Source organism: Paraburkholderia panacisoli (assembly GCF_008369935.1).
In the GTDB taxonomy this organism is placed as follows: domain Bacteria; phylum Pseudomonadota; class Gammaproteobacteria; order Burkholderiales; family Burkholderiaceae; genus Paraburkholderia; species Paraburkholderia panacisoli.
Map to the genome: position 1 here is coordinate 159630 of NZ_VTUZ01000006.1, position 12422 is coordinate 172051.

At 60.4% G+C, this 12422-nt stretch carries 12 protein-coding genes; all 12 read right to left on the reverse strand.

What is annotated here, in order from left to right; genetic code table 11:
* Positions 1 to 143: 143 nt before the first annotated feature.
* The 12 genes from FVF58_RS11375 to FVF58_RS11430 all read right to left on the reverse strand — a co-directional run bounded on the left by FVF58_RS11375 (position 144) and on the right by FVF58_RS11430 (position 12366).
* Positions 144 to 1874, reverse strand: a complete 1731-nt coding sequence (locus FVF58_RS11375; RefSeq protein WP_149670002.1) for an AMP-binding protein — start codon at positions 1872 to 1874, stop codon at positions 144 to 146.
* Positions 1875 to 2104: 230 nt separating this feature from the next.
* Entirely contained in the window at positions 2105 to 2530 is a 426-nt protein-coding gene (locus FVF58_RS11380; RefSeq protein WP_149670003.1) for a F0F1 ATP synthase subunit epsilon, read from the reverse strand.
* Between the two features lie 112 nt (positions 2531 to 2642).
* Positions 2643 to 4037, reverse strand: coding sequence for a F0F1 ATP synthase subunit beta (gene atpD / locus FVF58_RS11385; RefSeq protein ID WP_149670004.1), 1395 nt, complete (start codon positions 4035 to 4037; stop codon positions 2643 to 2645).
* Positions 4038 to 4152: 115 nt separating this feature from the next.
* Positions 4153 to 5037: a F0F1 ATP synthase subunit gamma gene (gene atpG / locus FVF58_RS11390; RefSeq protein ID WP_149670005.1), complete on the reverse strand. Its 885-nt coding sequence runs from the start codon at positions 5035 to 5037 to the stop codon at positions 4153 to 4155.
* Positions 5038 to 5128: 91 nt separating this feature from the next.
* Entirely contained in the window at positions 5129 to 6670 is a 1542-nt protein-coding gene (gene atpA, locus FVF58_RS11395) for a F0F1 ATP synthase subunit alpha (protein ID WP_149670006.1), read from the reverse strand.
* Positions 6671 to 6728: 58 nt separating this feature from the next.
* The gene (locus tag FVF58_RS11400) at positions 6729 to 7268 is read right to left on the reverse strand and encodes a F0F1 ATP synthase subunit delta (protein WP_149670007.1); all 540 of its coding nucleotides are present in this window, start codon (positions 7266 to 7268) and stop codon (positions 6729 to 6731) included.
* Between the two features lie 2 nt (positions 7269 to 7270).
* A complete protein-coding gene (locus tag FVF58_RS11405; RefSeq protein ID WP_042327177.1) occupies positions 7271 to 7741 on the reverse strand; it encodes a F0F1 ATP synthase subunit B in 471 nt (156 codons plus the stop codon).
* 138 nt (positions 7742 to 7879) lie between these two features.
* The gene (gene atpE, locus FVF58_RS11410; RefSeq protein ID WP_007180033.1) at positions 7880 to 8149 is read right to left on the reverse strand and encodes a F0F1 ATP synthase subunit C; all 270 of its coding nucleotides are present in this window, start codon (positions 8147 to 8149) and stop codon (positions 7880 to 7882) included.
* A gap of 81 nt (positions 8150 to 8230) precedes the next feature.
* Positions 8231 to 9082, reverse strand: a complete 852-nt coding sequence (gene atpB, locus FVF58_RS11415) for a F0F1 ATP synthase subunit A (protein WP_149670008.1) — start codon at positions 9080 to 9082, stop codon at positions 8231 to 8233.
* 164 nt (positions 9083 to 9246) lie between these two features.
* On the reverse strand, positions 9247 to 9789 hold the full coding sequence (locus tag FVF58_RS11420) for an ATP synthase subunit I (protein ID WP_149670009.1): 543 nt from the start codon (positions 9787 to 9789) through the stop codon (positions 9247 to 9249).
* 879 nt (positions 9790 to 10668) lie between these two features.
* The gene (locus FVF58_RS11425) at positions 10669 to 11556 is read right to left on the reverse strand and encodes a ParB/RepB/Spo0J family partition protein (RefSeq protein ID WP_149670010.1); all 888 of its coding nucleotides are present in this window, start codon (positions 11554 to 11556) and stop codon (positions 10669 to 10671) included.
* Between the two features lie 18 nt (positions 11557 to 11574).
* Positions 11575 to 12366, reverse strand: coding sequence for a ParA family protein (locus tag FVF58_RS11430; protein ID WP_149670011.1), 792 nt, complete (start codon positions 12364 to 12366; stop codon positions 11575 to 11577).
* Positions 12367 to 12422 lie beyond the last annotated feature (56 nt).

Genomic DNA, 12422 nt, shown 5'->3' on the forward strand with positions numbered 1-12422 from the left:
GTTTGCGCGGTGCGATATCGCTCCGTAATGGACATTCGTGGATTTTGTGAGCGAGTTGTTCAGCAAATGGATTGGCTTTTTCCTGTCTTTTCTTTGCGCCGCGCCGGTCGTCGACCTTTTGCCAGCGCGGCGCCGCAATGGCATCACGCCGTCCTGTCTTCCTTCAGTTTCAATTCGCTGATCATCCGCTCGCGCATGACGAATTTCTGCACTTTGCCGGTCACCGTCATTGGCAATTCATCGACGAAACGGATGTACTTCGGCACCTTGTAGTGCGCGATCTGCCCCTGGCAGAATTGCTGGATCTCTTCGGCTGTCGCCTGCTCGCCCGAGCGCAGCACGACCCACGCACAGACCTCCTCGCCGTACTTCGCGTCGGGCACGCCGAACACCTGCACGCTCTGGATCTTCGGGTGTCGGAACAGAAACTCTTCGATCTCGCGCGGATAGATGTTTTCGCCGCCTCGAATCAGCATGTCCTTCAGCCGGCCGACGATATTGCAGTAACCCTCGGCATCTAGCGTCGCCAGATCGCCGGTGTGCATCCAGCCGTCGACGATGCTCTCGCGCGTCTTCGCCTCATCGCCCCAATACCCCTGCATCACCGAGTAGCCTCGCGTACACAGCTCGCCGGTTTCACCCACCGGCACGATCTGGCCGAGCGGATCGACGATCTTCACCTCCAGATGCGGCTGGATCCGGCCCACTGTCGTGGTGCGCTTGTCGAGCGGGTCGGTAGTGGAACTCTGGAACGACACGGGGCTGGTCTCCGTCATGCCGTAAGCGATCGTGATTTCGCTCAAATGCATCTTCGAGACGACCTTCTTCATCGTCTCGATTGGGCATGGCGAGCCCGCCATGATGCCGGTGCGCAGATGCGAAAAATCGTAGCTGGCGAACTCCGGATGATCGAGTTCGGCGATGAACATCGTCGGCACACCATGCAACGCAGTGCACTTTTCTTCGGCAACCGCGGCAAGGGTCGCGGCCGGGTCGAAGCCTTCGCCCGGAAACACCATATTCGCGCCGACCGACACGCACGCCAGCACCGCCAATACCATCCCGAAACAGTGGTACAGCGGGACGGGAATGCACAAGCCGTCCTGTTCGCTCAGCCGCATCGCCATCGCGATGTAACGCGCGTTGTTCACGACATTGCTGTGGGTCAGCGTCGCGCCTTTCGGGTTGCCGGTCGTGCCGCTGGTGAACTGGATATTGATCGGCTCGTGGCACGTCAGCGTAGCGCCGAGGGCGTCGAGCTGCGCGGCGTCGCGCGTCGAACGCCCCCGTTCGATCAGTTCGGAGAAGCTCATCATGCCAGGCGTTTCGGTGTCACACATGCGGATCACGTAGCGCAAATCGGGCAGCCTTGCGGCGTGAAGGTCGCCTGGCGTTTGCGTGGCCAGTTCCGGCGCGAGCTCCTGCAGCATCTCCAGGTACATCGACGTCTTGAAACGCTCGGCGGCGATGATTGCCTTGCAGCCAACCTTGTTCAACGCGTATTCGAGTTCCGCGAGCCGATACGCCGGATTGATATTGACGAGCACAGCGCCGATGCGCGCGGTCGCGAATTGGGTCAGCAACCACTCGACCCGGTTGGGCGACCAGATGCCGACGCGGTCTCCCTTCGCGATGCCGAGCGTGAGGAGCCCTGACGCCAACACGTCGACTTCGTCAGCGAACTCCTTCCAAGTCCAGCGAATGCGCTGCTCGCGAAACACCACGGCCGGGCGATCGGGAAAGCGCTCCGCGGTATCGCGCAGAAACTGGCCGACTGTTGCTTCGCTCAACGGAATCTCAGTCGACCCGCGCACGTACGACAGGTCGTCCTTGGGTTCGATGAGTGCACCTTCGCCTGACACTTGCGTTGCCATGGTGTTGTCTCCGTGAGCGGAAGCTCGCTCTATTGAAATGAATTTGAAATGGATTGTGCCACCGGCGTATGTCCGTACGGCATCAAGTCTTACCCGCAGCCCATCGCGCGGTCCTCGTGGCCGGCAACCAATCCGTTCGATCTCGTAATCTCGCTGACCTTTCCGTAAACGTCAACTCGCGATCAAAAAAAAGCAGCCACGAAGGCTGCTCTTTTTCTGATACGTATTGCCTAGTTCTGACCGCGTAGCTTGCGCAGACGCTGAATCGCCGCGAGTTGGGCCGTCGCATACGCCAGTTCCGCTTGCGCGGTTGCGTATTCGAGGTTCGAGCCCGTGTTCTGCAGCGCTTCTTCCGCACGCTTGCGTGCATCTTCGGCCTTGGCTTCGTCGAGATCCTTGCCGCGAATCGCGGTGTCGGCGAGAACCGTCACAGCGCCCGGCTGGATTTCGAGGATGCCGCCGGCGACGAACACAAACTCTTCTTCGCCGTTTTCAACTTCGATGCGCACCGCACCCGGACGAATCCGCGTGATGAGCGGCGTGTGGCCCGGCAGAATGCCGAGTTCACCCGCTTCGCCCGGCAGCGCGACGAACTTCGCCTGGCCCGAGAAGATCTGCTCTTCCGCGCTGACGACGTCTACCTTGATAGTTGCCATAAATGTCGACTCCTGAGGTGAGCGTAGTGAGAGGCGCCGGCTTTGCGTTTTGGATGCTGCAAGAGCATCCAATAAGCGCGGACTCCGGCGCCCGCTTCGTTACACCCGACCTTTACTGGATCTTCTTGGCCTTTTCGAAGGCTTCGTCGATCGTGCCGACCATGTAGAACGCTTGTTCCGGCAGGTGGTCGCACTCGCCTTCAACGATCATCTTGAAGCCACGGATCGTTTCCTTCAGCGGCACGTACTTGCCCGGCGAGCCCGTGAACACTTCAGCGACGTGGAACGGCTGCGACAGGAAACGCTGGATCTTACGAGCGCGCGCGACGGCGAGCTTGTCTTCCGGCGCCAATTCGTCCATGCCCAGAATCGCGATAATGTCGCGCAATTCCTTGTAGCGCTGCAGCGTTTGCTGCACGCCGCGCGTGATCGCGTAGTGCTCTTCGCCGATCACGTGCGGGTCGATCTGACGCGAGGTCGAATCGAGCGGGTCCACTGCCGGGTAGATACCCAGCGAAGCGATGTCACGCGACAACACGACCGTTGCGTCCAGGTGGCCGAAGGTCGTAGCCGGCGACGGGTCGGTCAAGTCGTCCGCAGGGACGTACACGGCCTGAACCGACGTGATCGAGCCGGTCTTGGTCGACGTAATACGCTCTTGCAGCTTACCCATTTCTTCAGCCAGCGTCGGCTGATAGCCCACTGCCGACGGCATACGGCCGAGCAGTGCCGACACTTCGGTACCGGCCAGCGTGAAACGGTAGATGTTGTCGACGAAGAACAGCACGTCGAGACCTTCGTCACGGAAGTGCTCAGCCATCGTCAGGCCGGTCAGCGCGACGCGCAGACGGTTGCCCGGCGGCTCGTTCATCTGGCCGTACACCAGCGCGACCTTGTCGAGAACGTTCGAGTCCTTCATTTCGTGATAGAAGTCGTTCCCTTCACGGGTACGTTCGCCAACACCTGCGAACACGGAGTAACCACCGTGTTCCTTAGCGATGTTGTTGATCAATTCCATCATGTTCACGGTCTTGCCCACGCCGGCGCCACCGAACAGACCCACCTTGCCGCCCTTCGCGAACGGGCAGATCAGGTCGATAACCTTGATGCCGGTTTCGAGCAACTCGGTCGACGGCGACAGTTCGTCGAACGCCGGAGCCTTCTGGTGAATGCCGCGAACCACGTCCGAGTTGATCGGACCGGCTTCGTCGATCGGGCGACCCAGCACGTCCATGATCCGGCCCAGAGTCGGCTTGCCGACCGGCACGCTGATCGGGTTGCCCGTGTTCTTCACGACCGTGCCGCGACGCAGGCCGTCCGATGCACCCAGACAGATGGTACGGACGACGCCGTCGCCCAGCTGTTGCTGGACTTCGAGGGTCAGTTCCGAACCTTCGAGAATGAGCGCGTCGTAAATCTTCGGCATGTCCGAACGCGGGAATTCCACGTCGATCACCGCGCCGATGCACTGTACGATCTTGCCTTCTACCAAAGCAGTAGTACTCATCGCTTTTCCTTTAGATACTCAATTCTTCACTCGCGCAAAGGCGCAGTTTCGGTGGGGTCGCCTGGACGGGTGCGCCTCACGGGCGCACACGAAGCGGCCTGCCTGACCTTCAAGGTCAGACTGCCGCTGCCCCACCGACGATTTCCGACAGTTCTTTCGTGATCGCGGCCTGACGGCTCTTGTTGTACACGAGCTGCAGTTCGTTGATGACCTGCTTCGCGTTGTCCGAAGCGGCCTTCATCGCGACCATCCGGGCCGACTGCTCCGATGCCATGTTTTCCGCGACGGCCTGATAGACCAGCGCTTCGACATAACGCACCAGCAGTTCGTCCACCACTGCCTGCGCATCCGGCTCGTAGATGTAGTCCCACTGCGTGCTCGGCGTCGCGCCGTCTTCTTCCTTGCGCTCGAACTGGTCCGCCGACAGCGGCAGCAGTTGCTCGATCACCGGCTCCTGCTTCATCGTGTTGACGAAGCGCGTGTACGCCAGGTACACCGCCGAAACCTTGCCTTCCGAGTACAGGTCGAGCTGCACCTTCACCGCGCCGATCAGCTTTTCCAGATGCGGCGTATCGCCCAGATGCACGACGTTCGACACCACCTTGGCGCGCAGACGGTTCAGGAAACCCAGACCCTTCGTGCCGATCGCAGTTGCTTCGATCGACTTGCCCTGGCCTTCGAGTTCCTTGAACTTCTGTGTCGACGCGCGCAGCACGTTGGTGTTCATACCGCCGCACAGACCCTTGTCGGTCGTGACGAGGATGATGCCGGCCGCCTTCGCGCCTTCGTTCGACACCATGAACGGGTGACGATACTCGGGGTTCGCACGGCTCATGTGCGCAGCGATGTCGCGGACCTTGTCGGCATACGGGCGAGCAGCGCGCATGCGCTCCTGAGCGCGGCGCATCTTCGATGCGGCCACCATCTCCATCGCTTTCGTGATCTTGCGCGTGTTTTGCACGCTCTTGATCTTGCCGCGAATTTCCTTCATTCCAGCCATTGCTTGCTCCTTGATCGAAGCGGCGCGGGGGCATTCACATGCGGCCCGCGCCGCTTCAAGGTCCGTTTATGCCTTGCGGATCACTCGCGGATCAATAAGCGCCGGACTTCTTGAAGTCTTTGAGGGCCGTGTGCAGCAGGCCTTCGTCGTCCTTCGAGAGTTCCTTGGTATCTTCGATGCGCTTGACCAGGTCAGCGTGGCTCGACTTCAGGTATTCGCGCAGGCCCTTTTCGAACGGCAGGACTTGCGAGACTTCGAGGTCGTCGAGGTAGCCGTTGTTCGCTGCGAACAGCGAAATGGCCAGTTCCCACACTTGCAGCGGCTGATATTGCGGCTGCTTCAGCAGTTCCGTCACGCGGCGGCCGCGCTCCAGCTGCTTGCGGGTCGCTTCGTCGAGATCCGATGCGAACTGCGAGAATGCAGCCAGTTCACGGTACTGCGCCAAGTCGGTACGAATACCGCCCGACAGCTTCTTCACGACCTTCGTCTGAGCCGCACCACCAACGCGCGACACCGACACGCCAGCGTTAATTGCCGGGCGGATACCTGCGTTGAAGAGGTCGGTTTCCAGGAAGATCTGGCCGTCGGTAATCGAGATCACGTTCGTCGGAACGAATGCGGTCACGTCGCCTGCTTGCGTTTCAATGACCGGCAGCGCCGTCAGCGAACCGCTCTTGCCCTTCACTTCGCCGTTCGTGAACTTCTCGACGTACTCTTCCGACACGCGAGCAGCACGTTCCAGCAGACGCGAGTGCAGGTAGAACACGTCGCCCGGGTAAGCTTCGCGGCCCGGCGGGCGGCGCAGCAGCAGCGAGATCTGACGGTATGCCCAAGCCTGCTTGGTCAAGTCGTCATAAACGATCAGCGCGTCCTGACCGCGGTCGCGGAAGTATTCGCCCATCGAGCAGCCGGCGTACGGAGCGAGGTACTGCATCGCAGCCGATTCCGAAGCCGACGCGGCCACGACGATCGTGTATTCCAGCGCGCCGGTTTCTTCCAGCTTGCGCACCACGTTCATGATCGACGAAGCCTTCTGGCCGATCGCGACGTAGATACAGAAGAGGTTCTTGCCCTTCTGGTTGATGATCGCGTCCACCGCAACTGCGGTCTTGCCGCACTGGCGGTCGCCGATGATCAGCTCACGCTGGCCGCGGCCGATCGGTACCATCGAGTCGATCGACTTCAGGCCGGTCTGGACCGGCTCCGAGACCGACTTACGCCAGATCACGCCCGGAGCAATCTTTTCGATTGCGTCGGCCTTCTTCGCGTTGATCGGGCCCTTGCCGTCGATCGGGTTGCCGAGTGCGTCGACCACGCGGCCGAGCAGTTCCGGACCCACCGGCACTTCCAGAATGCGGCCCGTCGTCTTGACGATGTCGCCTTCCGAAATGTGTTGGTACTCACCCAGAATCACCGCGCCGACCGAGTCGCGCTCGAGGTTCAGTGCGAGACCGAAGGTGTTGCCCGGGAATTCGAGCATTTCGCCCTGCATCACTTCCGACAGGCCGTGGATACGCACGATACCGTCGGTCACGGAGATCACGGTGCCCTGGTTGCGAACGTCTGCGCTCGCTTCAAGGCCCTGGATCCGGCTCTTGATCAGCTCGCTGATCTCAGAGGGATTGAGTTGCATTATTCGCTCCTGATAGTCAATTCTGTTGCGTGCCAGCCGCTTCAGCGCCGTGGGCGCTTCAGGCCGTCAGAGCCGTCTGCATGCTGGCAAGCCGCGCGCGGACCGAGGTATCGAGCACTTCGTCGCCGACCGTCACGCGTACGCCGCCGATCAACGACGCGTCGACTTCGACCGTCGGCTTCAGCTTGCGTTTGAACTTGCGTTCGAGACTTACGACGAGTTCGTTCAACTGCGCGCCTTCGAGCGGGAATGCGCTGACGATCAGCACATCGGCCGCCCCTTCGCGGGCGTTCTTCAACTCTTCGAACTGCGCGGCGATTTCCGGCAACAATTGCAGGCGATGGTTGTCCACCAGCATTTGCACCAGATTCTTCGCTTGCGCGTTGTCCTTGAGCGGCGACTTGACCGCGGACAGCAGCAGTTCGCTGATCTGGGCGCGGCTTACTTTCGGGCTCGAGGCGATCGACAGCACATCGGGCAGACGCGCAACCTGTGCCAGCTCCTGCACGAGCGTGGACCAGGCGGCGGTGTCACCAGCTTCGGCCACGCCAAACAGCGCTTCTGCGTACGGACGGGCGATGGTTGCAAGTTCGGCCATGATCAGAGCTCGGCTTTCAGTTGATTCAGCAGGTCAGCGTGGGCTGCCTGATCGACTTCGCGCTTCAGGATCTGCTCAGCGCCTTTCACAGCAAGTGCAGCGACTTCGCCGCGCAGCGTTTCGCGCGCCTTCACGACTTGCTGGTCCGCGTCGGCCTTCGCTTGCGCGATGATGCGAGCGGCTTCAGCTTGTGCCTGAGCCTTGATTTCGTCAGCGACTGCCACAGCGCGCTTTTCCGCGTCGGCGATACGTTGCTGACCGTCGTTGCGTGCCTGGGCAAGTTCCTGGTCGACGCGCTTGTGAGCGGCTTCGAGTTCTTGTTTGCCCTTTTCGGCAGCCGACAAACCGTCAGCAATCTTCTTCGAGCGCTCGTCGAGGGCGTTGATCAACGGCGGCCACACGAACTTCATCGTGAACCACGCGAGGATCAGGAACACGACCATTTGCGCAAACAGGGTTGCGTTGAGATTCACGGTGTTTCCTTAAACGTTGCTAGTTCGGAAAGTGAAACGGCAAGGCGCTCATCGATTCTGTATTCGATCAGCGCCCAAGTGCCCGTTCCGCCCTGCGCCTTTACCAGTTATAGCTCAGGCGCAAACTTCCGAGGAACCTCAGCCTGCCAGCTTCGACAGCAGCGGGTTCGCAAACGCAAACAGCATTGCCACACCAACGCCAATCAGGAACGCCGCATCGATCAGACCAGCCAGCAGGAACATCTTGGTTTGCAGCGGGTTCATCAGTTCCGGCTGACGAGCACACGCTTCGATGTACTTGCCGCCCATCAGGCCGATACCGATACAGGCGCCGATTGCACCCAGGCCGATGATGATGCCGATACCGATGGCGGTCAGACCCTGGATGTTGGCGATGAAAGCTTGCATGATCACTCCTTTGTGAAAAGTCTTTTAGAACTGGTTGGAACTGGGATTTGAAAAACGATGATTCTTTGTCGACGGCACCGGTTAGTGCGTGTCGTGTGCCTGGCCGATGTACACCAGCGTCAGCATCATGAAAATGAACGCCTGCAGCAGAACGATCAGGATGTGGAAGATTGACCACACTGTGCCGGCGACCACGTGGCCGATGAAGCCAAGCACCGTCGTGTCCGCGCCGAAGCTCCAGATGCTGCCGAGCAGGGCAATCAGCAGGAACAACAGTTCGCCCGCGTACATGTTGCCGAACAGCCGCATGCCGAGCGAGACCGTCTTCGCGACGAACTCGATGATGTTCAGTGCAAGGTTCGGGATCCACAGCAGCGGATGCGCGCCGAACGGAGCGGACAGCAGTTCATGCACGAAGCCGCCGGCGCCCTTGATCTTGAAGTTGTAGTAAATCATCAGCGCGAACACACCGAGGGCGATGCCGAGCGTGCCGTTCAGGTCGGCGGTCGGCACGATGCGGTGGTGCGGGATGGCTTCGGACAGACCCAGCCAGCCGATCACGTGGCCCGGCAGGTCGACAGGGATAAAGTCGAGCGAGTTCATCAGCGCGACCCAGACGAACACGGTCAGGGCCAGCGGCGCGATGAAAGTGCGCGAGCCGTGGATCATCGACTTCGATTGATCCTCGACCATTTCGACCAGCATTTCGACCGCGCATTGGAAACGGCCCGGCACGCCGGACGTTGCCTTGCGGGCAGCGAGACGCAGGATGAGAATGGTGGCCAGACCGCAAACGATCGACCAGAAGAGGGTGTCCAGATTCCACACGTGAATGTCGAAAATCGACGTCTGGTGCGCGGTGGAAAAGTTCTGCAAGTGGTGCGCGATGTACTCGGACGGATCCGTTGCGCGCGTGCCTTCGCTAGCTGCCATATCGTTAAAGCCACCCAAATTGTCGAAAATCGTCTTAGGCCGCACCCGCAGCAATGCTGTATTGCGGGAACACGCCGGGTGCGGACCGTGTCGTATCCGCACACCTGTTGCCGGCGCGCTGCGCGCCAGCCTGAATTTTGTGCTGCTACTGTGTTACTGCTACCTTAACGCCACGCGAGGGCGATCCAGTAGGTCTTGAGCGCAATAAGGTAGGTCACGAGCAGCGGAACCCAGCGTACGTCGTGATACCAGAAGGCGATGGCTACAAACATCGCGATCGTTGTCCCCATCTTGAGCGCTTCGCCGATCATCCAGCTCATCACTGTCTCAGCGCCGCTCAACGTTCTAAGGCGCGCCGCGAACAACGCACCCGGAATCCAGCAAATCGCCCCACCCAGGAACGCGGACAGCGCAGCAGCGCCCGGCGGCTTGTAAAACAGCCACCACAACAGCGTAGCACCCAGGGACAAAACCATTTGCGCCGCCACGACCTTGAAAGGCGTAACGCGCGATGGACGACTCACGCCCGGACCAAACAGCTTTTCGGCTTCAGCCCGCGTGAGCGGAACGATATTGTTATCTTCTTGCTCGGCGTCCCACGCCTCGTGCGCGACCTGCTGACCGGTGGACGCGTCGGAAACAGAGCGTTCAACGCGGTGTCCGTCGCGCCCATTTTTCGGCGCTTGATTCGACGTTTTGACCGCCATTGCAGTGTTCCGAAAGTCTTTGTTCAGCTCGCGAGCTTACGCTGCGTTTACGGGGGTGCCGTGCAATTAAATCGGGGCGATTGTAAGCGATAGTTGCAGGCAATTCAAGACTTTAGGCCGTTCAATAACCGGCGTGAAAAGCGCCCCCACGATGCGGGAACAGCGGTTTGTTGGGAGAAAACACGCCGAATGTAAGGCGGGTGGGGGACGGCAAAACGCGCGCTTTGAATCGGCGCGGTTTACAGCCACTGGTAGGCCGGTGGGATGTCGTGACAGACGTCTCAAAAATGCAACAAATGCCAAATTTTGCGCGCAGGATTGGACAGGTCAGGCGCTGACGAGTAAACGGCGCTCTTATGACGGAGGGAGTGCGCCACGACGGGCACCTCAGGAGCGCCGAGGCTCGTTGTTTGCAGCGGCTGCGCGCGACTAGCTTGGCGGACGGCGGTCAAGTTCGGGAGCACCTCGGGGCGACTGCCCCGCTTCGCCCTGTTGACCCACATGACCACGCCCGGTCCGACCGCATCATGAGACGGACGGGTGTTGGCGGGAAGTCCTCGCCTGGTAACGGCAATTGCCGCGCTCAGGCGCGCGGCACTCCCAGCTCAGCGGCAAAATCAAACGTCTTTGCCGTCTTCGCAAAGTTTGCACAACATGTGCAATACATCTGGACTCCTTATTATGAGGACCCAACTTTTACTCAGGAACCCAATCAAGATTGATTTGGAATGCAGATCAATAAAATTGAACCTTCCAATTCGGCATGCAGTACGACACCTCGGCAAACGCTGAACACGCCCGAATCGCTCCAAAAAGCTTGCGAGCGATCGACCACCCGGCCGCAAGCCTATTCAGCACTTATCCGATGCAATCCGCCGCTTACACCGTCGCATTGCCTCGCAACCGAACGAGAATACCTTCCAGCGCATCCAGATCACCAAAGTCCACCAGCACCTGCCCCCTACCCCGCCGACCGAGCTTGATCTTTACCGTCGCCGAAAGCAGATCTGACAGTTCTTCTTCAAGCCGCCGCGTGTCGCGTCCGCCGTCCGGATTCGCGCGCGCCTTGACCGCCGGCGCGGCCTTGGTGGTGGCCGCCACCAGCTTTTCAGTCTCGCGCACGGACAGGCGTTTGTTCACGACCTGGTTAGCCAGCGTGATCTGCGTCGCGGCGTCGACGGCCAATAGCGCGCGTGCGTGCCCCATGTCCAGATCGCCGGCCAGCAGCATCGTCTGCACAGGCGCAGCGAGGTTCAGCAGGCGCAGCAGATTCGATACTGCACTACGCGAACGGCCGACCGACTCCGCCGCCTGTTCGTGCGTGAAACTGAACTCGTCGAGCAAGCGCTGGATGCCCTGCGCTTCTTCCAGCGGATTCAGATCTTCACGCTGAATATTCTCGATCAGCGCCATAGCGGCGGCGGCCTGGTCCGGCACGTCCCTCACCAGTACCGGCACTTCGTCGAGGCCCGCGAGACGCGCCGCGCGAAAACGCCGCTCCCCGGCGATGATCTCGTACTTGTCCGCCGACACGGGACGCACGAGGATCGGCTGCATCAGCCCCTGCGCGCGAATGCTGGCCGCCAGTTCCTGCAACGCGCCTTCGTCCATGCGTGTGCGCGGCTGGTACTTGCCCGCCTGCATCTTGCTGAGCGGCAGCACGTTGGGCGCACCGTCGATCGTCACCGCCTCGGTGATGTCGGCGGTACCGCCCAGCAACGCCTCAAGGCCGCGTCCCAGTCCCTTCTTTCTTGCTACTGCGTTCATCGTGCTTCCTCGATCCGCTTAGGATGCCTGGGGCGCGTCGTTCAACGCGCGCACCCGCTCAATCATTTCCGCGCCGAACTGCACATAAGCCTGCGCACCGCGGGATGCCCGATCAAACACCACGCCGGGCAAGCCATAGCTCGGCGCTTCGGCCAGACGTACGTTGCGTGGGATTACCACGTCGAACACCTTGTCGCCGAAATGCTCTTTCAATTGATCCGAAACCTGCTGTTGCAGCGTGATGCGCGGATCGAACATCACGCGCAGCAAACCGATGACCTTCAGGTCCCGGTTCAAGTTGGCGTGCACCTGCTTGATCGTGTTGACCAGGTCGGATAAACCTTCGAGCGCGAAGTACTCGCACTGCATCGGGATCACCACGCCGTGGGCGGCGCACAGCCCATTGAGCGTCAGCAGCGACAAAGCCGGTGGGCAGTCGATCAGCACAAAATCGTATTCGCTCTCGACCGCCGCGAGCGCGGCTTTCAGTTGACGTTCACGATTCTGCACGCTGACGAGTTCCACCTCGGCGCCCGCGAGTTCGCGGTTCGCGGGCAACACGTCATAACCGACGGCTTCCGGACGGATGCGCGCGTCGGCTACCAATACGCTATCCACGAGCACTTCGTAGACGGTGTTTGCGCATGCGGCCTTGTCGATGCCGCTGCCCATCGTGGCGTTGCCCTGCGGGTCCAGGTCGATGAGAAGGACTCGCTGTCCCTGCGCTGCCAAGCTCGCGGCCAGATTGACTGTGGTCGTCGTCTTGCCGACGCCGCCCTTCTGGTTCGCAACGCAGAAGATTTTTGCCATCGTTGGAGTATCCCTTTTGCTGCTGCTAGATGAAGTAAAAATCGTTGGTACTGCTG

Bases quoted from the DNA above. Each gene is read 5' to 3' on its own strand.
- FVF58_RS11375 (WP_149670002.1), bottom strand. From the start codon at position 1,874: ATGGCAACGCAAGTGTCAGGCGAAGGTGCACTCATCGAACCCAAGGAC.
- FVF58_RS11380 (WP_149670003.1), bottom strand. From the start codon at position 2,530: ATGGCAACTATCAAGGTAGACGTCGTCAGCGCGGAAGAGCAGATCTTC.
- atpD (WP_149670004.1), bottom strand. From the start codon at position 4,037: ATGAGTACTACTGCTTTGGTAGAAGGCAAGATCGTACAGTGCATCGGC.
- atpG (WP_149670005.1), bottom strand. From the start codon at position 5,037: ATGGCTGGAATGAAGGAAATTCGCGGCAAGATCAAGAGCGTGCAAAAC.
- atpA (WP_149670006.1), bottom strand. From the start codon at position 6,670: ATGCAACTCAATCCCTCTGAGATCAGCGAGCTGATCAAGAGCCGGATC.
- FVF58_RS11400 (WP_149670007.1), bottom strand. From the start codon at position 7,268: ATGGCCGAACTTGCAACCATCGCCCGTCCGTACGCAGAAGCGCTGTTT.
- atpE (WP_007180033.1), bottom strand. From the start codon at position 8,149: ATGCAAGCTTTCATCGCCAACATCCAGGGTCTGACCGCCATCGGTATC.
- atpB (WP_149670008.1), bottom strand. From the start codon at position 9,082: ATGGCAGCTAGCGAAGGCACGCGCGCAACGGATCCGTCCGAGTACATC.
- FVF58_RS11420 (WP_149670009.1), bottom strand. From the start codon at position 9,789: ATGGCGGTCAAAACGTCGAATCAAGCGCCGAAAAATGGGCGCGACGGA.
- FVF58_RS11425 (WP_149670010.1), bottom strand. From the start codon at position 11,556: ATGAACGCAGTAGCAAGAAAGAAGGGACTGGGACGCGGCCTTGAGGCG.
- FVF58_RS11430 (WP_149670011.1), bottom strand. From the start codon at position 12,366: ATGGCAAAAATCTTCTGCGTTGCGAACCAGAAGGGCGGCGTCGGCAAG.